Annotated in this window: 16 protein-coding genes; 11 read left to right on the top strand and 5 right to left on the bottom strand. The window is 40.1% G+C overall.

Translation table 11 applies throughout. The features are described from left to right. The first annotated feature begins 305 nt into the window (after window positions 1-305). Window positions 306-1736, top strand: coding sequence for a DASS family sodium-coupled anion symporter (locus EA341_RS02175; RefSeq protein ID WP_293011042.1), 1431 nt, complete (start codon window positions 306-308; stop codon window positions 1734-1736). A gap of 374 nt (window positions 1737-2110) precedes the next feature. On the opposite strand, the gene EA341_RS02180 is transcribed toward EA341_RS02175, so the two are convergent. Next, a complete protein-coding gene (locus tag EA341_RS02180; RefSeq protein WP_293011043.1) occupies window positions 2111-3037 on the bottom strand; it encodes a sugar phosphate isomerase/epimerase in 927 nt (308 codons plus the stop codon). 191 nt (window positions 3038-3228) lie between these two features. On the opposite strand from EA341_RS02180, the gene EA341_RS02185 reads away from it, so the two are divergent. From EA341_RS02185 to EA341_RS02200, 4 genes are all read left to right on the top strand, one after another. Continuing rightward, window positions 3229-3933 carry a hypothetical protein gene (locus EA341_RS02185; RefSeq protein WP_293011044.1) on the top strand — a complete coding sequence of 235 codons (705 nt, stop codon included), beginning with the start codon at window positions 3229-3231 and terminating at the stop codon, window positions 3931-3933. A gap of 86 nt (window positions 3934-4019) precedes the next feature. Continuing rightward, complete coding sequence (locus EA341_RS02190) at window positions 4020-6671, top strand: TonB-dependent receptor plug domain-containing protein (RefSeq protein ID WP_367126833.1); 2652 nt, start codon at window positions 4020-4022, stop codon at window positions 6669-6671. Next, a complete protein-coding gene (locus tag EA341_RS02195) occupies window positions 6668-7819 on the top strand; it encodes a DUF4249 domain-containing protein (protein WP_293011045.1) in 1152 nt (383 codons plus the stop codon). Before EA341_RS02190 ends, EA341_RS02195 begins: the two co-directional genes overlap by 4 nt. Continuing rightward, the gene (locus tag EA341_RS02200) at window positions 7791-9437 is read left to right on the top strand and encodes a hypothetical protein (protein ID WP_293011046.1); all 1647 of its coding nucleotides are present in this window, start codon (window positions 7791-7793) and stop codon (window positions 9435-9437) included. Before EA341_RS02195 ends, EA341_RS02200 begins: the two co-directional genes overlap by 29 nt. A gap of 4 nt (window positions 9438-9441) precedes the next feature. Here the strand turns inward: EA341_RS02200 and EA341_RS02205 are convergent, their stop codons facing one another. The 4 genes from EA341_RS02205 to tilS all read right to left on the bottom strand — a co-directional run bounded on the left by EA341_RS02205 (window position 9442) and on the right by tilS (window position 15213). Further along, window positions 9442-12171, bottom strand: coding sequence for a hypothetical protein (locus EA341_RS02205; RefSeq protein ID WP_293011047.1), 2730 nt, complete (start codon window positions 12169-12171; stop codon window positions 9442-9444). Between the two features lie 98 nt (window positions 12172-12269). Further along, entirely contained in the window at window positions 12270-13208 is a 939-nt protein-coding gene (gene mdh, locus EA341_RS02210; protein ID WP_293011048.1) for a malate dehydrogenase, read from the bottom strand. A 148-nt stretch (window positions 13209-13356) separates the two neighbouring features. Continuing rightward, complete coding sequence (locus tag EA341_RS02215) at window positions 13357-13893, bottom strand: Crp/Fnr family transcriptional regulator (RefSeq protein ID WP_293011049.1); 537 nt, start codon at window positions 13891-13893, stop codon at window positions 13357-13359. Window positions 13894-13896: 3 nt separating this feature from the next. Then, window positions 13897-15213, bottom strand: a complete 1317-nt coding sequence (gene tilS / locus EA341_RS02220; RefSeq protein ID WP_293011050.1) for a tRNA lysidine(34) synthetase TilS — start codon at window positions 15211-15213, stop codon at window positions 13897-13899. A 48-nt stretch (window positions 15214-15261) separates the two neighbouring features. Between tilS and EA341_RS02225 the strand changes: the two genes are divergently transcribed. The 6 genes from EA341_RS02225 to EA341_RS02250 form a co-directional block, all read left to right on the top strand. Next, on the top strand, window positions 15262-16941 hold the full coding sequence (locus EA341_RS02225; protein WP_293011051.1) for an OstA-like protein: 1680 nt from the start codon (window positions 15262-15264) through the stop codon (window positions 16939-16941). A 130-nt stretch (window positions 16942-17071) separates the two neighbouring features. Then, window positions 17072-17779: a T9SS type A sorting domain-containing protein gene (locus tag EA341_RS02230; protein WP_293011052.1), complete on the top strand. Its 708-nt coding sequence runs from the start codon at window positions 17072-17074 to the stop codon at window positions 17777-17779. A gap of 69 nt (window positions 17780-17848) precedes the next feature. Further along, window positions 17849-18781: an outer membrane protein assembly factor BamD gene (locus EA341_RS02235; RefSeq protein ID WP_293011053.1), complete on the top strand. Its 933-nt coding sequence runs from the start codon at window positions 17849-17851 to the stop codon at window positions 18779-18781. Window positions 18782-18802: 21 nt separating this feature from the next. Next, window positions 18803-19120, top strand: a complete 318-nt coding sequence (locus tag EA341_RS02240; protein ID WP_293011054.1) for a DNA-directed RNA polymerase subunit omega — start codon at window positions 18803-18805, stop codon at window positions 19118-19120. Next, on the top strand, window positions 19120-20328 hold the full coding sequence (gene coaBC / locus EA341_RS02245) for a bifunctional phosphopantothenoylcysteine decarboxylase/phosphopantothenate--cysteine ligase CoaBC (protein WP_293011055.1): 1209 nt from the start codon (window positions 19120-19122) through the stop codon (window positions 20326-20328). The genes EA341_RS02240 and coaBC overlap by 1 nt, the downstream gene beginning before the upstream one ends. Before the next feature lie 40 nt (window positions 20329-20368). Then, window positions 20369-21086, top strand: a 718-nt coding sequence (locus EA341_RS02250) for a DUF4835 family protein (protein ID WP_293011056.1), incomplete at its 3' end; no start/stop codon positions are given.

Below are 21086 nucleotides of genomic sequence, written 5' to 3' on the forward strand. Positions count from 1 at the left end.
TCCAGTCGGACGGGCCCGCTCGGATGATTCCAATCGGACGGGAGTCGTAATTCGTAAATGTAATTAATGACCTGAGAGCGTCGTAAATCGTCAATCGTATTTCGCAATTGGATCGATAAAATAGATATTGGTTTAATTGTGAAACTGTTAAACTGATACAGCATCCTAGATCGAAATTCGATGTTCAACCACAAACTTCAAAAATCAACTTTCAACATATTTCTGCGATCATCGGCTTGGTTTGATAACCCAAAATCCCATCATTTTCCCTATTTTTGCTCAACCACTAATTATTTCTTTTTTCGATGGCATACAATGATTCCAGGAGAGCTTCGGTTCGGATTTTCAAAAAACTAAAATACGGGTGGATTTGGGCCAGTTCAACCTTTGTTGGAAATTTTGTTCTGGCATTCTTTATATCATCTTTTTTCAATCAGCTTGGATATACTGAGGATGTCAATTATGTTTTTTTCCTAAGTATACTCGCCGTAGGTCTTTGGGTGACTGAAGCTATTCCCCCATTCGCTGTTGGGATTTTCATCATTGCTGGCCTACTCCTTGGTTTCGGGACTGACTTTGTACTTGGAGAAGAACATAAGACTCCGGTAGAAATGTATTTGGGTACCTGGACCAGTAATGTGATATGGCTGCTTTTGGGTGGCTTTTTCTTGGCAGAGGGAATGAGTATAGCCAATCTTGACAGGGCATTATTCAAGTTTACCATCGACAAATTTGGTGCAGAACCTAACCGCCTCTTGCTAGGTTTGATGATCACTACGGCTATAGGCTCCATGGTCATGTCCAATACCGCAACCACAGCCATGATGATTTCTTCCATCCTACCTTTGGCCAGGTCAATGGGTAAAGGTTCTGCTTACACTAAAGCTTTATTGGTGGGAATCCCAGCGGCTGCCACCTTGGGTGGAATGGGCACCATCATCGGAAGTACACCAAATGCCATTGCCGTGGGCGCACTGCAGGAAAAAGGCATCAATATTACCTTTGTAGAATGGATGATTTTTGGCCTCCCAACTGCTTTGATTGGCATTTACATATTCTGGAGATTTCTTATCAAAAAACTTGACCTTTCCAATATAGAGCTTGACTTGAGCCAAATTCTCGGCAAAGCCTCTAACCAGAAAAGGTTTGAAAAAAATGCGGTTTTATTCACCCTTACCATTACGGTTTCTATGTGGCTGACTGAACCTTTACACGGGATTCCCATAGCCGCTACTTCTGCCATCCCAATTGTATTGTTGACTTTATTTCAGGTCATTAAGGCGGAAGATGTAAGAAAACTCCCTTGGGACACCCTGATGCTGGTGGCAGGAGGTTTGGCCTTAGGTATTGCCATGGTGGATGTAGGATTGACCGATATCATCATGGAAAAAGTTTCCGCATTGCCCATTCCTTTGATTGGAGTAGCTGTCGTTTTTGCCATCATTGCTGTTCTGATTTCAAATATCATGAGCAATACGGCCGCTTCTTCTATCTTGGTTCCACTAGGACTTTCATTACCGGGAATGTGGGCTTTTGCAGTTCCCTTGGTGGTAGCATTAAGCTGTAGCTGTGCCCTATTACTACCAGTTTCCACACCTTCCAATGCCATCGCATTTTCTACGGGTATGGTCGAACAAAAAAGCTTCCGTCCAGGTGGCGTACTGATGATTTTCGTCGGGCCAGTTCTTGCTTTTATTATGGTGATGGTCTATGTATTGATTTTTGGAGTTGGTTAATTGATGAACTGTTTAACTGATGAATTGACGAACTGGAAAAAGCGCCGTCTCCGCCCGGATGACAATCCAGTCGGACGGGTCCGCCCGGATGATTCCAGTCGGACGGGAATCGGAATTCGTAAATGGATTGATGAACTGGAATAAGCATCTGATCTGGTTCACTTCATGATTCTTTATTCGATATTCGATCTTCAATTTTAACCCAAAAATGAAGATGTTCGTGGAGACACGAATGTCGGCATAGTTATCGGTGAAAATCTATACCCACCTGTGGTGTAATGTAAAGTTTTTTTGATGTTCGTGAAGACACGAACATCGGCATAGCTACATAAAAACCTTTGTGTCTTCGTTACTTTATGGCCATCCCATCACCCCTATTTGGAAATCTCCACCAATGCTTTCATTTTTTCCAGTCCGGTTTTGGCTACTTCCAGCGTATCTCTTTCCCAATATTGTGGGTTGAACAATTCCAATGAAAGCACTTTTTTTCCTCCCATTGCCTTGAGCTCAGTTATAATCTGCTTCATCGGTGCTGCACCATCACCTGGGTAGACCCTATCCTTATCTTCCTGCTTTTCTCTTGGTATACTGTCCACAAAATCATTCATATGAAAAACCTCAATGAGGTCACCATTGAGCATTTTCAATCCATTATAGCCTGAACCTCCTCTGAAAAGGTGGTATACATCAGGAAGAATCCTCGCATCTGGATCATTAGCCACTGCAGCCACCATAAGAACCTGACCCAAATGATAGAAATAAGGAAATGCTCCCCAAAATTCCAGTTGTGGCATTACGCCGGTTTTCCTTCCCAATTCCAATAACTGCGCATAGCGTTCTCCTGCGCTAAAAAGGTCTAAAGGTGCATCCACTCCCGCGGCAGGGGCAGCTACACGGGTGCAACCCGAAGCAGCTAACAAATTCATTTCTTCTTCCATTTGCTGAAATCCAGCTTTTCTTTTCGCTCCATCATCGACCATCCATGGAGCAAAGCCAATGGCATTTTCGAATTTTATCCCTGCATCGTCCAAAAGCTTTTTAAGGCTCTTTTCAGAATTACCAGCTTTGATATATTCCTGGATATCTCTTACCCACAACTCTACTCCATCATATCCTGCACGGGCAGCAATTTCTATATAACCCTTAAGACCGGGCTTTTGACCCATTATAGTACTTGTATTCAGGCAATAGGAAAATTGAGATTCTTGGCGTTTTGCAGTACTTGAGGCAAGTAAACTTGAGCCCATCATCGCCCCGGTGCTGATGCCCAAGGTCTTGAGAACGTTGCGTCTTGTAGTCATTGTTTTTTGGTAAAATAGGTTTATTGAATATCCGGAACTCACTCGGAAATCCGGTAATTGGAACAAAAACTAAATTACCGCATTCATTCCATTAAAATCAACCACTTATATAAATGTGAGTAGAGAGTCCTTTCTTCACCTAAATATTTTGTTAAATTGATGGCAGAATTATCAGTATCCTAATTAAACCTATGAGAACCTTATTTTTTTATATTTATTTCCATGTTACCCTTATTTCCTTTGGCTTTGCTCAAGGCGAATTTTCCTATCAGCATGCGTACAGAGAAAATATTCTTTTAGACCAAGAAATTGTAACAGGTGGCTACTATGTAGATCCTGCCAAAAATATTGAAGGACATCCTTATTTCACAGATAGAAACTTTGAAAATGGGAAGATCAAAATCAATGACCTTTTGTACGAAGAAGTTCCACTACTCTACGACATTTGGAAGGACGAAATCCTGACTTTTCAACCTATATACAAAAAGAAGATTTTGGTGAGGGCTGATAAAGTACAGGAATTTGTAATTGGAGAAAAAGACGCTAAAAAATTTGTGCGGATAGCAGAAAATTCAGGATATAGCTTCCACCGAAATGGATTATATGAGCTTATCAGTGAAGGAAAGGTGAGCCTTTTGGCCAAGCATTATAAACAAACCAAGGACACGAGAGATGTAAGCAAATTTTCAGATGTCTTTTATGAAAAGACAGATTATTTTTTAAAAAAAGGAGATGAACTACAGTTGATCCGTAAGAAAAAGCAGGCGAGAGAATTCCTAGATATGGATAAAAAGGCTTTCAAGGATGTATTCAAAAGTCAAAGAATAAGCTTCAAAGATCAAAGGGAGGCCTATTTATTAAAACTGGTTTCAGGTTATAACAGCAGAGAACAATGATGGCACGTAGCTTCTTATTAGCCATTTTACTTTTCTGTTTATGTCAAAATAGTTTTGCTCAGGAGGACGCTCAGAAATTCAGTGGAATGTTTCCTGGAATTACATTTCAGCGCTTTGCCCGACAAGTCGAGCAACAGAGTGACTACCGTTTTTATTTTCTGGAAAAGGACATCTCTGAAATTCAGGTCAATATCAGTGCAGCAGACAACACTTTGCGCCAAATGCTTCAATCCATTTTTGCGGATACCGATTTAAAGTTCAGTATTGATGAAAATAAGAGGGTGTTTATCAGTAAAAACCAAGCTTTGCGAACTGCTTTACGCCCAGACTTTTTTACCTATGACCCAGATGGCAAGTTGAGTGACAGCTTAGACAAGCAAGAAGATATAGCCAGGGAATTTTCCAGAAACAAACTGTATGTCATAGGCAGTCCAAGCAATAAAAAGGAAGCTGTTTTAAAAGGTAAAATAACGGGCTTGGATACGGGAGACCCAGTTTTTGGCGCTGTTGTATTTGAGCGCATCAATTATACGCGGGCCATTGCGAACGAAGAGGGCGAATATGCCATTACGCTTCCCGTAGGGAGGCACACAATTTTCATACAAAATCTGGGAGGATTTGTGGAACAGCGGCAAATCAGCCTTCAAAACGATGGCGTTCTGGATATTGCCATTGAGGAAAACATCATCTCTTTGGATGAAGTCACAATCAGTTCAGAAAAAATGTCAAACATCGCCAGACCGGAAATGGGTGTTCAATCCCTCAATATCCAATCTATGCGTAAACTCCCGGCAGTATTGGGTGAGGTAGATGTCATCCGTAGTTTGTTGACACTCCCAGGCGTTCAGACCGTCGGAGAAGCTTCAGTAGGATTCAACGTGCGGGGCGGGGCTGCAGATCAAAACCTTATTTTAATGAACCATGCCACCATTTACAATCCTTCCCATCTATTCGGACTTTTTTCGGCTTTCAATCCCGATATGGTAGAATCTGTAGAATTGTATAAGGCTGGCATTCCTGTCCAATATGGTGGAAGGCTTTCTTCTGTGTTAGAAGTAAATTCCAAATATGGAAACCCTGACAAAATCCAAGTAGCCGGCGGAATAGGCTTGATGACCAGCAGGCTGACCGTGGAAGGGCCAATCGGGGAAAATACCACTTTTATGATTGGGGGAAGAACCACTTATTCAGATTGGATATTGGATATCTTGGAAGAAAACACAGATTTCAATGATGCCCGTGCTTCCTTTTATGACTTCAACTTCAATGTGTCGCACAAATTGAATGACAAAAATACACTCAGACTCAATTCATACACCAGCCGGGACAACTTTCGTTTTGACCGGGACACTACTTTTACCTACGAAAACAGGAACATTAATCTTTCCTGGACACATTACCTAAATGAAAAGACAGAGGCCGAGTTGGTTGTAGGTAGAGATATGTACAGTTTTGGAATAGAAGGACGGGACAATCCAAGCAATGCCTATGATTTTGGTTACGATATCCTTCAAGACTTTGCGAAGGTGAATTTCAGTTATGAGTACAATGATCAGCACAAGCTGAATTTTGGTGTGCACAGTATCAGGTACAGGTTGCAACCTGGCCGGTTGGATCCATCTGGCGAATCTTCCATTGTAACAGCAGAAGCGGTCAATCAAGAGCAGGCTTTGGAAACAGCTTTTTTTGTGGGAGATAATTTTGAAGTGAATGACAGGCTGACGGTAAATTATGGACTTCGATGGGCTATATATAATTACCTGGGGCCAAACACCATTCGTGAATACCAGGATGGCCTTCCCATTTCTCCACCCAACCTGATAGCAGAAAGGAATTTTGATGCAGGCAGTATTATCAATACCTATCATGGACCTGAATTCCGGTTGTCCGCCAGGTATATCTTAGATAATATCTCTTCAATCAAGGCTGGCTATAATACAGGACGCCAATTTATCCATTTGATCACCAATAATGCAGCTATAGCACCTACTGATATATGGAAACTCAGTGATCCCAATGTACGCCCGCAGTGGGGGGATCAATTGTCTGTGGGTTATTACAGAAATCTCAAGATTGACAAATATGAATTCTCGGTAGAAGCTTACCATAGAAACCTACGAAACCTGATAGATTTTCGCTCCGGAGCAACGTTGATATTGAATAATGCTGTCGAACAGGATGTGTTGCGAACAGATGGAAGGGCCTATGGCGCTGAGTTTTTACTGAAAAAAAACACTGGTAAACTGAACGGTTGGGTAAGCTATACCTATTCTAGATCATTACTGAGAACTGCTGAAGATGAGCTTGGAGAAAAAATCAATGAAGGCAATTGGTATCCCAGCAATTTCGATCAGCCCCATAATGCTGTTTTGGTAGGTAATTATGAATGGAGTAAGCGGTTCAGCACTTCCATCAATGCGAACTACAGTACCGGTAGACCAATCACATTACCAGTAGCACAATTTAACTATGGAGGGAATGAAAGGGTATACTTCTCCGATCGGAATGCTTACAGGATCCCTGATTACTTCAGGGTAGACTTCTCAGTCAATCTAGAAGGCAATCATAAAGTCAAAAAACTGGCCCATTCCTCCTGGTCAATAGGGGTATACAACCTACTGGGAAGAAGAAATCCATATTCTGTTTATTTCGCCCCTGTCAATGGTGTATTGGAAGGTTTTCAACTTTCCATATTTGCCCAGCCCATTCCATTTATCACTTACAATTTCAGATTATGAGGGTGAACCACAACCTATACCGCTATTGTCTTTTTGCTTTTCTTCTCATATTGGGCTGTAGGGACCCCTTTGAGCCAGAAATCATAGGTCAAGATCTGGCACTATTGGTAGTAGAGGGGTATGTAGAGGTAGATGGAACTTCTGAAATAACCTTAAGCCGAACTTCAATGGTCAAAGATACATCCGCAGTAAGGATGATCACAGGAGCTAGGGTATTTGTGAGTCCTGAATCAGCATCAAGTTTCTGGGATTTTGAAGAAGTGGAAAATGGTCAATATACCTTCTCCGGTTCTTTCGATCCAAATCAAAATTATCAACTCAATATATGGCTAGCCAATGGTGAAAGATACCAATCTGACCTTCTTACTCCCATCATTACCCCAGAGATAGCAGAATTGGGCTGGTTACAGGATGAGGCAGGTGTAGAAATTTTCGTAAGCACTCAAGGGGGCGCAGATGCAAGGTACTTCCTGTGGAGCTTCAATGAAGACTGGATTTTCAATGCCGGTGTTTCCTCCTTCTTAATTTATGAAGATGGTGCTGTCAGGACTCGGGAAGAAAGCGAAAGAGTAGACCGCTGTTGGGATGCTACCCGGCAGCCACGGATAGTATTGCAAAACTCCGCAAGGTTTGATGGAAATCTCATCGTGGAACGGGAGTTGGTTAGAATACCTCCACTTTCAGAGAAGTTACAGCGCCGCTACAGCATTGAGGTAATCCAAAGGGCAATAGACCAAGACGCATTTGATTTTTGGGAAATTCTGAGAAAAAATTCAGATGATATTGGAGGGATTTTCAGCCCACTACCATCTTTGATTGGAGGTAATGTCCATGCAATGGATGAAAACAACACAGAAAACATCATTGGTCATGTCAGTATGGGGAAATCTGCAAGGCAAAGAATATTCATAGATGCCGCGGATGTTTTCCCTTGGAGGGTAGTAATCCCGGATTACGAATTCTGCAATTTAAGTACAGACACTATCCCACCTAATTTGGCCAGTAACCGATTCAGAGTAGGTTTAGAAGTACCGGCAAGAGAAGTTTTTCAGGACTTCACCCTGATAGGATACAGAAGTAGTAGCAGAGAATGCGTGGACTGTACCTTGAGAGGTTCAAATGTTAGACCTGACTTTTGGGAGGATTGATATGAAAGATCTGGTTTTTAGCTTGTCCTTACTGTTCTTCTCATTGGTTTCATTTGCGCAAAGTTTACCAGAGGAAAAAGTGTATGCACATCTCTCCAAAAGTATTATGAGCACAGGAGAGTCTGTTCAATTTAAGGTCATGGTAAGTGTTAAAGAGCGAGGATCAGATTCCAAAATGGCTTATGCAGAATTGGTAGACCGATCAGGACAATCAGTGGTGCAAGTGGTTTTCCCAATTGAAAACGGTTCGGGAGAGAACTACATTTCCATCCCCAACAACCTGGCATCTGATCACTACCTCTTTCGTGTGTACACCAGAATCAGCCCCTACCTTGGCGATCATGGTATTTTTAATCAATTTATTACCATAATCAACCCTGATCTTCCACCTTCTTCTGAGTCTGCCTCTTCCAAATTCAAGGATATTTCTCCTTTGAAGCCCAAAACTCTAAACCTCAAGCTCCCTTTGCTTTCGACAAACGCCCAGTTTGAAATAGCTCAGGATATTTTCCCTGAAAACCAAAATAGTACACTTTCTATTTCGCTACGAAATCCCTATTTACCGGAAATGGCAAAGGGATATTTTCAAGGGGAGATTTATAAAAAACCGTCTCAACCAAAGCCGCTCATACCAGAACCTCTAGGGCACATTGTACATGCCAAAACTGTGGCTGCAAATAATGACAGCACAGAAACTTACTTTTTGTCTTCTCATGGAAAACAGTCTATCCTCAATTCAGCAAAGCCCTCAGCAGAAGGAGATCTCTTTTTTGAATTGGGTGCCTTAAAAGATTATGATTTCCTAATTGCCCAATCTTCCAATCAGGAGAAACAAATGGATTTCTCTCCGCAGTCTCCTTTTGCTGAGCTTGAATTTGTAGAAGGTTTTGCTTTTCCTCCTCTGAATCTAGCAGAAAAAGACAAGCCCTTTTTGCAACAGGTAATCACTGCAGGAAAAACAGGGAATTATTTCTTGGAGGAACAAAAGACTGAATTTTTACCGATTGCAACAGGCTTTGTAGCTGACAGGACTTACTTATTGGATGATTACAACAGGTTTGAAAACATAGAAGTTACCTTGAAGGAATATATTCCGGAAGTGCTGGTGAGGCGTCAATCGAGGAAAATGGTTTTAAAAGTACAGGATAAACCCTTGTCTGCATTGTTTAAAGAAAACCCATTGGTACTGATAGATGCCATGCCTGTATTTGATGTAGATCGATTGGGTAAGTTTGATCCAGAAAAAATAGAAAAAGTTGAAATATTAGCCAGGGAATTCTTCCTCAACAAAGACCGCTTTGCAGGCGTAGTGAGTTTCAGTTCATTTGAAAATGATTTTGGAGGTTTTGAATTACCGGAAAATTCACTTTATCTGAATTACTGGACCATACAAGCGGGGAAAAAATATGCTTCTCCCCATTTGGTTAGTTTGCCAATTCCGCCAAGTTTTCCGGATTTCCGTTCAACCTTATACTGGAATTCAACATTTAACTATTCTCCTGACAGCATCTTTCATACTTCGGAGACTCCAGGAATATTTGAGTTAAGAATCTCCTTTCAGGATGAAAAGGGTGTATGGCAATTCAAGTCTGGAGAATTCAAGGTAGATGCGGATTAATTATTTATAAAGGCAATTTGTATTCTTTAAACTTATTTCCTTCTCGGACATAAATGACATACTCATTTTGTGATGCAGAATGTCTGAGGTCTATTGTACCTGTACCACCTAGTGGTCTGGAATTCAACAGTTCGCCTTTGAGGTTGTAGAGGTATACAAATTCCTGATCCCTATCTACAACCACAAAGATATTCCTATCCGCTCCAAAGGAGAAATACTGGAATGTCAGGTTTTCAGAGAAAATATCGAGCACAAACAAGGCTTTACCTTCAGGATTGAGAATGGATACTTTATTGAATTCATGAACAGTAAACAAGTACCTATCATCCTTTTGGTCTTTGACTAAGGAGAACCTACTTTCTCTATCAGGCCTTTCCAACTGATTTCTGAAAGCCACTTCTCCCTGCAAGTTGACATGAACGATTTCTCCATCTGCAGTGATGGTCACCACTCGGGTATCTCTTGCACTTCCTCTTTCCACCAAAATATAATCTGATTCAATTCCAGTGCCTAGCCTGATAGGTGAACCCAGTTCTCCTTCCCCTCTCCGATTGAAGAAATAAAGCTGTCCATCGGAAGCCAAGGCAATCATCCTATCTCCTACTCCTGCAATCCTATGGTGTGCCGGCTTGGTTGTCAATGCAGCATTCACACTTTTGGGGTTCCAACCATCCAAGCCTCTTCCCTCTCTGTCCAATAAGTATAGATTGCCTTCATCCGTGGATAAGAAATACCTGTAATCCCGATCATTATTATAATCCACCAAGTTAAGGTGTATAATCTGCTCATCGCCTACAGGATTGACTGGAAATCCAGAAACCAGATTTCCCAACCTATCGAGAATATATACCTTGTCAGAGGTGGCAAAAAGCAATTGCAGCTTACCATTTTTAAAATAATCTACTTGATAAATCGCCCCAGTTATTTTTTCTTCCAAAGGAAAAGAAAACACAGGTTCTCCGTCTGAACTCAAAAGATGTAGGACAAAATCTTCATCCTGTACCACAAACTCCGTGCTCCTGTCCACAAAATTCTGAATACTTCTTGGTCCATAAACCAACAATTTATCAAATTGAACTGACCTGTTCTCACTCAATACAACATCCGATACCGTTTTGATAGGCTGTGGGTTGTATCCAAACTCAAGATTCACACGATTTCCTTTGTCCTGTTGCCTCACGTGCAGGGCCATCAAATCAATTGAGGTCAATTGTGGTGCGTATTTCTGAAAAAATGCTTTCCAGTTAGGGGAACTGATTTCAACAAGTGAACTGTAGAATTTTGGAATGTTGACTGTCATATTAAATCCAGCATCATTCACCATACTTTCTAACATGTTTTTAAAAGCTACAGTCTTACCCCAAGTATTGTCATTGAAATAATCGTCCAAATAAACCTTCATGGCCTTACTGCTATTGGCGAAAATCAGGTAGCCATTCAATGCAGTAATGTAGGTATCCGGGAAGCCTACAAATTTACCTTCAAACAAATGTGCAGGAAATTCTTCAGCTACGACCACAAAAATTTCCTGATCCCTGTAATAATCGACAGGAACCAACGAAAGATCCATTTTGTCCATCCCGCTATTGAATTGCTTCAATAACCTAATTTGCTGATCAGGGGATTCCGTTTGGATCAATAAAACCCTATCCTGTTGTTCGGCTCCTGCTATTTCAAAAAGCATGTAACCCAACTCTCCTGTCAGGTCTTCCAAAAAACCCCTCTGCACGAGATTTTTGTCAATGTCTCCCTTTAAGGTACTCTTATATTGAAAGCCCGTATCCTGAATACTTTTTAATTGTCGTGGACTTTGAAGGTTATAATTGAAATAAGCTGCTGTTCTATTGCTGACAAATTTATTCAACTCCTTACTCTGACTTTGGGTAGGATGAGACAAATTCACTTCTTTCCCATCTACAAAAACAGCCAAACCATCAAAAATGATTTTTTCATCCGAAAACTTCAATTCCAGATTTGCAGCTATATTACTTCTACCAAAACTCTTGATCATATCCAGGTCTTGATTTCTGGATATTCCCTCAACCAATCTTGAAACTCCCTGACTGGAAACCCTAAACACCCCCATACCTTTGGTACTAGGTTGAGCCTCAAACAATTCCTTATACCTTGACCTGAAATTCTCAATACCGCTGTTTTGAGAATACCTGATCGCCTCTTCCACCAAAAAAGAAGTGTAACTTACAATAAGTACATTATTTAATAAGGTATAGCTGAGATTACGATCCAGATCCAAGCTTTGAAATTCTTTGATGGTGACATTACTGTAATTTCTCGTATTGATTTGGGAAAGTGTGGGAAGGTTACTTTCCAATTTCTCCAAAAACTCAAAATCAGCACCGGGGCCAATAGCAATAGCATATAAAAAATCAAACTCCTCCTTGCCAACCGGATGCATAGATAACACAAACTGATTGCCTCGTAGGGTTTTCTCCATTTCACCATCTTGGCCAAAGAGGCTGTCCAAGTGCTGCAATTGCTTTGCTGCATTTTGGAGAGATGGCATATCAGACATCCTTTCCCAAAAAGGCTGGGACATCAGCTGATTCCAGACAAAAACCGGCTTGTCTGTTTCGAAAACGAAAACAGCATCCGGCGCTATCAGATCTAAAGCGGATGATTTAGAAAACAGATAATATTTTTGATAAATATAATATCCTCCGCCTAAAATTCCGGCTAGGATAAATGTAATCAACAGAATTCTTATTACTCTCACAGACCTTGCTAAATGATATAATGACTCAGACGTAAAAAAATTAAAAAAAGTAAAAAATCCCGACCATAGGCCGGGATTTAATTTATTTCAAGAAGAAATTACTTGTTGGAAATCTTATCCAAAACACTCATCACTTCTTTTACATGACCTCTGGAAACTTCCAAAAGTTCTTTTTCTTCAGCATTCAAGTCAAGTTCAATTACTTTTTCTATACCATTTTTTCCCAAAATCACCGGTACGCCCAAGTAACAGTCATCGATTCCGTATTCTCCGTCCAATTTGATACAAACAGGGAATACCCTTCTTTGATTTTTAAGAATTGCTTCTACCATTTGGGCAGCAGCGGAACCAGGTGCATACCAAGCCGATGTACCCATTAACTTCACCAATTCTCCACCACCGAATTTTGTTCTTTCAATGATGGCATCCAATTTTTCCTTTGAGATCAACTCTGTCACAGGAATACCTGCTACAGTAGTATATCGTGGAAGAGGCACCATAGTATCACCATGTCCACCCATCAGAATTGCTTGGATTTCCTTTGGTGAAACATTAAGCTCTTCAGCCAAAAAGGCCCTGTATCTGGCTGTATCCAAGATACCCGCCATACCCATTACCTTGGTTTTTGGAAGCTTGGAAGTAATATGCGCCTGATAAGTCATTACATCAAGTGGATTGGAAACCACAATTATGATGGCATCAGGAGAGTGTTTGATGACATTTTCAGTAACAGACTTCACGATACCCGCATTGGTCTCGATAAGGTCATCTCTGGTCATTCCAGGTTTCCTAGGTAAACCGGAGGTAATGACTACCACGTCAGAATTGGCGGTTTTGCTGTAGTCATTAGTGCTTCCGACGGTTCTGCTGTCATATTGGTTGACAGGCGCTTTTTGCCAGATATCCAAAGCTTTACCTTCAGCTACACCTTCTTTGATGTCTATCAAAACAATTTCCTCGGCAATTTCTCTGTATGCCAGCACGTCTGCACAAGTAGCGCCCACATTTCCGGCTCCTACTACGGTTACTTTAGTCATGAATGTATGGTTTATTTTTCGTTTTAAATTTATTTTTCAAAAGTCCCGCTAAGTTATTAAACAAAGCCAATTTTATAAAGGAATCTGCCTGATTCCTTACGCATTGCACAGGATGATTTGCTAAATGGTATATATAAAAGCTATGTGGTCAGCGTTCATCATTGAAAGTTCTGTCGAACATTTCCTGAAGATTGAAAAAGCCAAATGAGCTACGATACGATTTAAAGAGCCTGAAATTATTTTGATTGTAGAACTCAGCCAAAGAAGTCATCATTTTGGCTTTGATTTTAGAATGGCTGTCAAACACCTCCTGAATGGCAAAATGGGGTATCACATACAATTCAGCTTCCTCTGAGGCTACAATTGCGGTGTATATTCTTTTTACGTTTTCAAGCAGTGCATTTTCACCGAACACTTCACTTTTTCTTACCTCATTGATGGATTCAAAATTATCTTTCACATCAATAGTCAGTCGAATTTTACCTGATTTTACTATGTATAAAGCTTGACTTGGGTCCCCACTGAAAAACACCACCTCATCTCTTTTATACTTTCGTATATGAAGAGCGGGAAGAAACCGGGCCATTTCCATATTTTTCAGCCTAGCAAAAAGATAGGTCTGGGCAAGGAATTGAAAAGTCTCCAGTTCCGAAGCATTGAAAGTACGTGAAAAAGGGTTGATCATGTCTTATCTTTTTTTGATATATAAAATATGCTGACTTTCTTGGCCACATTTAAAATGCTCGGAAATCCTGTACCCCACTACCCATACAATCTCATCTCCCGATAGCAGGACCGCTACTTTCTTCTTTTCAACGAGCGGCACCTTCAAATCTATCAATAAATCGGAAATTTTCTTTTCCTTTTGCATACCTAAAGGTACAAACTTATCTCCTGCTTGCCATTTTCTCAATTTAAGAGGGAATGTCAGCTTGTCTTTATCCAACATGGCATTGGAAGCATCCTTATCCAAAGAGATTTTACCTTCCAATTGTAAGAGATCATAATTGCCAAACTTATATTTCATGGCAATATCATGAGCCGTGATTTCCTGTTCATTCCATTCAAAATCACTTTTTGACAAGATCAGAAATTCCCTGTCCAAATTAAGAAAGTAATCTTCCGAATGAAAGACCTTGCCTGCATGTCCCAAAGCAATGGCTTCAATCAGGTCTTCCACATCATGAATATTAAAACCATAATCCCTTAACCAATAATATAGCATTGATGCCTTACCAGGCAGATTCTTCAATATTCGGATAGGCAAATATTGACTATCTTCTTCAATACTGATATTCTCTTTTTTCCAATTTTCATATAGGTGAAAAAAGGCTCTTCCTGTATCTCGTAGCCTATTAAAACTATCATCCAAGCTTTTCAGCGCTTGAGGAAAAACAGTTTCAATCAAAGGGAAAACCTCGTTTCTCACAAAATTTCTTTTGTACACAGACTTATCATTGCTGCTGTCATGTCTCCAAGAGAACGCTTTGCCCAACATATAATCTTCCATTTCCTGACGTGAAAAGGGCAATAAAGGCCGGATAATACCTGCTTTTATGTCCGCCATGCCATATACTCCCTCTATACCAGTTCCCCTCAACAAATTAAGCATGATGGTTTCTATTTGGTCTCCAAAATGATGCGCTACCAGTACCGATGAAAGATTTCTTTCCTGAATCAATTGATCAAACCAGTCATACCTGAGTTTTCGGGCAGTCATTTGGGTAGAATTTCCAGGCTGAAGAAAGGCCTCAGGATTAACTTTTTCGACATGAAGAATTTTTCCCCATTGGATACCAAGCTTTCTTACGAAATCCTCATCGCCATCGCTCTCTTCTGCACGAAGCCCGAAATTGACATGGGCCATTTCAAAATCAATTCCTGCTTCCATCAACAAATGTCCCAAGCAAACGCTGTCCAATCCTCCACTGATGGCTAATAAATAGGTTTTATTTTCGTCTAAAAGATTTTTTGTCCGTATATGTTGGATAAATCGCTCTACCATAATCCAAAAATATCATTTTTGGTTAATTTTGGGCCGACCAAGTTTCAAATGATCAAAAACTACTTTCTTTCCCTACTTCTTTTTTTCGGATTATTCCCTCTCATTGTCATTGCACAAGACTCAAATACCCTTGAAATTCAACAAGCGGATTTGCTTCAGGGTGCAACCGGATTTGAACGTCTCATCAACAACGTGCGGATGAAGCACCAAAACTCTCTGATCTACTGTGATTCCGCACATTTTTTCAGGGCTGAGAACAGGGCCAAGCTATTTGGCAATGTAAGGATAGTGGATACACAAGATCCTGTCACCACCAATAGCCGATATGCAGAATATGATGGCAATACTAAGATTGCCAAATTGAGAAATAATGTAGTTTTCAAAAATGAAGAAACTACCCTTTACACTGATTTTTTAGATTATAATAGAGCCACAGGAGTGGCAAATTATTTCAATGATGGCAAGGTGGTAGATTCTACAAATGTACTTACGAGTACCAATGGAGAATACGAGACCAGAATTGAAAAAATCACCTTTACTGACAATGTAGTCCTTGTAAACCCTGATTATACGCTCAAGACCAATTTCATGATTTATATGACGGTTCCCAAAACTGCTGAAACAGTGGGCCTCACCAATATAGTCTCGAAGGATGGGGATAAACTGAATGCACAAAAAGGCAGTTTCTATGATACAGAAAGAAAAATATTCAGGTTCTACGATGGAGATGTGGAAACGGCTACGAGTAAAGTATTTGCAGAAGTGCTTTACTATGATGAAAATCAAAAATACTACGAAGGCCGTATTGATGTAAGTGTTTATAACAAAGAGCGTGAAATTGAAATTTTTGGAGAGGAAGGAAAGTATTGGGAAGACCGCAAGTACAGTATTGTGTATGGCAATGCCCTTGTCCAAAAGTACTTTGAACAGGACACCATGTTTATGATTGCCGATACCCTGATTTCGCAGGACAGCGAAAATGATGAAGAAAGACACTTACTGGCATTCAGAAATGTGAAAATGATCAAGTCTGATTTTTATGGCAAATCAGATAGTTTGGCCTATATCTATTCTGATTCCACCATCCACATGTACCATGACCCCGTTTTATGGAATGACAAAAGCCAGATTACTGCCGATTCGGTCAGATTTCTAATTGCTAATGAAGAAATAGATAGGGTTTACCTTAACCGCAACGCCTTTAATATCAGTAAAGACACCTTAGGTAATTTCAACCAAATGAAAGGCCGGAAAATGACCGGCTATTTTACAGAAGGTCAGATATCCAGGTTTCATATTGAAGGAAACGGTGAATCTATATATTTTGATGTCATCGAAGATTCCACACTAAGAGGAATGAATAAAATGCTTTGTGCCAATATCATGATGTATTTTGAAGAAGGCAATATCAAGAAGATCAATTGGCTCGTAAAGCCCGAGGGAGAATTCAACCCACCCCATTTGATTAAAGAAGAAGATAAATTATTGGAAGGGTTTCAGTGGAGAGAAGAAGAAAAACCCAGCATGGAGATCATTTATTCATGGAGAACTCCTAAAAAAAGGGAGGAATTTCCGGAAGATTTTTTCGAGCAGCCTGATGTCACTATTCAACGTCCAAGTGATGAGGAACTGCAAAATTTGATAGATGAAAAAATCAAATCAGCATCTGAAATGAAAAAACTTGAACGACCTGATTTACCTTTGGAGCGATCGAACGTAGAAGATTAAAAAAAATTTTATAAAGGTTAACAAAAATTAACCGCCTAATAGTATAAAACTGAAACCTATTTGGTATTTTTAATCGTAGTTATAATAGATTTTGAAGTGAAAAAAAATCGGCTTATTGATAAAACTCTACATGAAAAGTATTCTCCTATTTTTAATATGCAGCATTTGCATGCTACCACTAACGGTAGATGCTCAAGTACGCGTGTTGTCTGAGAATATAGAAATCAGCGGAAAAATAGGCTCCTCCCACAGAAAATCGCTCATCATACAGAATGATTCAAAAGAATCAAAAGAATATATCCTTAAGTTTTTGAGAGGAAACATTGGATCTTCTCAAAACATCAAGCTGTGCGTTGCAGACAAATGCTATGATCCCAGAAAAGAACTCAGCAAAATCAAATTGAATCTTCAACCTGGTGAATTATTCACTGATTTGTACATAGAGTTTGACTTGGGAATAGCAGAACTTAGAGGAAACTTTGATCTACACTTCGTTAACCCCAACAACAATAGAGACATGTTTCTCATAGAAGCAGTTTATGAGGTTTTCAACCCATCTTTGGATGAGACCAGCCACAAAGACATTTCTTTGGGAAGTGTATTCCCCAATCCAAGCACAAGCACTGCACAAATTGAATATGAATTTAAAAACCCTAATGCAACTGCAAAAATCACATTAAACAGCTTCATTGGAAATCCAGTAGCGGAGTTCCAATTGGACCCACTGCAAAAAAGCCTGATGATCAATGTTGCCGACCTTAATCCAGGGGTATATTTTTACACCTTATTCGTAGACAATAAAAATATAGTGACCAAAAAGCTCGTTGTCAAGAAATAACACTCCATCCCTTAATGGGTAGAATTTGATAACAATGATTAATCCTTTATATTTGCGCCTCTTAAATTTATGAAACACCAACTTATCCGCATATTCTCCCTCTTACTTATAGTCTTGATTTCATCTTGTGGACCTTTCTACAAATTGGAAAAAAGTACCAATTGGGAAGAGCTTTACGAAGCTGCAAATAAATATTACGAGGCTGGGGAATACAATAAAGCGATCATACTTTATGACAAAGTGCTTCCAATCATACGGGGAAGTGATAAAGCTGAAATGGCAGATTTCAATTATGCTTATAGCCACTTCAGAATGAAAAGGTATATAGAAGCTGCAGGGTATTTCAATACATTCTATCAGACTTATAACCGAAGTCCATTGGCAGAAGAAGCTTTATTTATGAATTCTTATGCTCTTTATTTAGATTCTCCTGACTTCAACCTTGACCAGAAAAGCAGTAAAGATGCAGTAAATGCCATCCAGCTTTTCATCACAAGGTTTCCACAATCAGACTCCTATGAAAGAGCTATGACCATGATTGATGATCTTCAGGTGAGGTTTGAAGAAAAGGCATATGAAGAAGCAATTCTTTATTATAAATTGACTGAAGGTTTATACCCAGGAGATTTCTATAGGGCCTGTATCATTTCATTCCAAAACTTTGCAAAAAACTATCCGGATTCCAAATACAATGAAGAATTGGCATTTAGGTTAGTAGAAGTATCCTTGGCTTATGGCCAAAGAAGTATATTTGACAAAAAAGAAGAAAGACTTAAAAGGGTAGCGACATTTGCAGATCAATTTAAAAGACGCTTTCCAGAGAGTAAATATATAGGTGCAGTAGAGCCCCTCATCAAAAAAGCAGATGTGGAGCTTGTGGCACACATGAATTCCAAAAAAGAGTATGAAGAAAGGCTGGCGAAAGCCCGCGAAGCTGCAGCAGAAGAGGAAGCTGCAGGACCTTCAACTGAGGTCACTTCTGCTCCTCCAATAGAAAATTAGAAATCATAAACTATTAATTATATGGCGATCAATCCATCCATCATCACAAGAGATTTGGTTAAAATTTCAGACCAGACGGGCAACTTATATGAATCACTTCATATCATCTCTCAGAGAGCCAAGCAGATTTCTTCAACCATGAAAGAAGAACTTAACAACAAGCTATCTGAGTTTGCCTCAACAGTGGATAATTTGGAAGAAGTTTTTGAAAACAAAGAGCAAATTGAAATTTCAAAGTTTTATGAAAGGATGCCAAAACCTAGTACATTAGCAATGGAAGAGTTTATAGAGGGTAAACTCTATTTCCGCCATCCGGACGTAACTACTGAAGAAGAATAATGCAACTGAAAGGTAAGAGGATTTTATTGGGTGTCACTGGAAGCATTGCTGCTTACAAATCGGCACATCTTACAAGATTATTAGTCAAAGAAGGAGCAGAAGTACAGATCATCATGAGTACTTCTGCTCTTGACTTTATTACCCCTTTGACTTTGGCCACACTATCTAAAAATCCTGTATACCACCAATTTCACGACCCAAATACAGGCGTTTGGACAAATCACGTAGACCTTGGACTTTGGGCTGATTTATTTTTAGTCGCTCCCATCAGCGCCAATACACTTGGCAAATTCGCAAATGGGCTTTGTGACAGTTTATTGACAGCCACATATCTTTCGGCCAGATGCCCCGTAATGGTTGCTCCGGCAATGGATTTGGACATGTATCAACACCCATCCGTCAAACAGAATCTTGAAAAACTTGTCTCCTTTGGCAATCTTATCCTAGACGCTGAATCCGGTGAACTCGCCAGTGGTCTTTCAGGCCAGGGACGTATGATGGAGCCTGAGCATATCATCAATAAGGTACTTAAGCATTTCAAGCCTTCTCAAGCTTTTGCAGGCAAAAAAGTACTCATCACTTCAGGACCTACCCAAGAAGCCATAGACCCTGTTAGGTTTATCAGCAATCATTCAAGTGGGAAAATGGGTGCTGCCATCGCAGATAGTTTTGCAATACAAGGAGCTGAGGTTCATTTGGTATTGGGAAAAGGTGCTATAAGACCAGAAAACCCAAATATCAAAATTCACCCTGTGGTAAGTGCACAAGAAATGCATGATAAAGCAGCCTCCCTACATCCTTCTGTTGACATTGTGGTATTTGCTGCTGCTGTGGCTGATTATGCCCCAAAACAAGTAGCCTCTGAGAAGATTAAAAAAGCAGGTGAAGAGATGAGCATAGAGCTTGTTAAAAATGTAGATATCGCTCTTACACTTGGTAAAGAAAAAAAGCACCATCAAATCCATGTAGGCTTTGCCTTGGAAACCGAAAATGAAGAATTCCATGCCAAGGAAAAACTCTCCAAGAAAAACTTCGATCTGATTGTACTGAATTCTATGCGGGATACAGGTGCAGGTTTTCAATCTGAAACCAATAAAGTAAGGATTTTTGCAGAAGATGGTACAGCAGTCAATTCTGAAGTCTTGCCTAAGAAAGAAGTCGCCCAATTGATTCTCGAAAGGATTAAAGCACTGCCCGTTAAAATCTAAGACCTAGGTTTTCGTTATCTTTTTATATAATTTCTGAGCGATGAAAAATCTCTGTGCATTCTTTCTCCTGATCCTGACATCAATTCCAGCCATATCCCAGGAATTGAACTTTCAGGTAATCATCAACTCCGATAGGGCAAGAACACAGGAGACTAGGGTTTTCGAAGACATGAAGGTTAATTTCGAACAATTCATCAATGGAAGAACTTGGACGGGTGATCAATTTCAGCCCACAGAAAGGATAAAAGGCAACATCTTGATTACTATTTCAGATATGCCGCAGGTTGGTTTCTACAATGCCACAGTACAGGTTCAGTCCGTCAGGCCAGTTTACGGTACCAGTTATGAAAGTATGGTGCTTAATTTCATAGATAGGAACTGGTCATTCGAATTCCTTCAGAACCAACCTTTGGAGTTCAACCGCTTCTCTTTTTTGAACAATATCAGTTCTCTTTTGGCTTATTATGCTTACATCATTATAGGATTTGACTACGACAGCTTCGCATTACGGGGAGGAGATCCCTATTTTGAAATTGCCAATAATATTGTCAACAATGCCCAACAATCACCAAGGCCGGGATGGCAGGCCAACCCCAACGAGAGGAGAAATCGCTATTGGTTGATCAATGATATCTACACTTCTTCTGTCTTTGCCCCTATCAGGGAAGCCATGTACCTTTATCATAGAAGGGGACTTGATCTATTGACCTCTAAGCCCGAAGAAGGGTATAAAAACATGGTCAAAGCTATTCAACTTG

It is taken from the genome of Mongoliibacter sp. (assembly GCF_007692705.1).
Taxonomy (GTDB): Bacteria; Bacteroidota; Bacteroidia; order Cytophagales; family Cyclobacteriaceae; genus Mongoliibacter.

Excerpts from the sequence above, each read along its gene's own strand:
- EA341_RS02175 (WP_293011042.1), top strand. The coding sequence starts at position 306 with ATGGCATACAATGATTCCAGGAGAGCTTCGGTTCGGATTTTCAAAAAA.
- EA341_RS02180 (WP_293011043.1), bottom strand. The coding sequence starts at position 3,037 with ATGACTACAAGACGCAACGTTCTCAAGACCTTGGGCATCAGCACCGGG.
- EA341_RS02185 (WP_293011044.1), top strand. The coding sequence starts at position 3,229 with ATGAGAACCTTATTTTTTTATATTTATTTCCATGTTACCCTTATTTCC.
- EA341_RS02190 (WP_367126833.1), top strand. The coding sequence starts at position 4,020 with ATGTTTCCTGGAATTACATTTCAGCGCTTTGCCCGACAAGTCGAGCAA.
- EA341_RS02195 (WP_293011045.1), top strand. The coding sequence starts at position 6,668 with ATGAGGGTGAACCACAACCTATACCGCTATTGTCTTTTTGCTTTTCTT.
- EA341_RS02200 (WP_293011046.1), top strand. The coding sequence starts at position 7,791 with ATGTTAGACCTGACTTTTGGGAGGATTGATATGAAAGATCTGGTTTTT.
- mdh (WP_293011048.1), bottom strand. The coding sequence starts at position 13,208 with ATGACTAAAGTAACCGTAGTAGGAGCCGGAAATGTGGGCGCTACTTGT.
- EA341_RS02215 (WP_293011049.1), bottom strand. The coding sequence starts at position 13,893 with ATGATCAACCCTTTTTCACGTACTTTCAATGCTTCGGAACTGGAGACT.
- tilS (WP_293011050.1), bottom strand. The coding sequence starts at position 15,213 with ATGGTAGAGCGATTTATCCAACATATACGGACAAAAAATCTTTTAGAC.
- EA341_RS02225 (WP_293011051.1), top strand. The coding sequence starts at position 15,262 with ATGATCAAAAACTACTTTCTTTCCCTACTTCTTTTTTTCGGATTATTC.
- EA341_RS02230 (WP_293011052.1), top strand. The coding sequence starts at position 17,072 with ATGAAAAGTATTCTCCTATTTTTAATATGCAGCATTTGCATGCTACCA.
- EA341_RS02235 (WP_293011053.1), top strand. The coding sequence starts at position 17,849 with ATGAAACACCAACTTATCCGCATATTCTCCCTCTTACTTATAGTCTTG.
- EA341_RS02240 (WP_293011054.1), top strand. The coding sequence starts at position 18,803 with ATGGCGATCAATCCATCCATCATCACAAGAGATTTGGTTAAAATTTCA.
- coaBC (WP_293011055.1), top strand. The coding sequence starts at position 19,120 with ATGCAACTGAAAGGTAAGAGGATTTTATTGGGTGTCACTGGAAGCATT.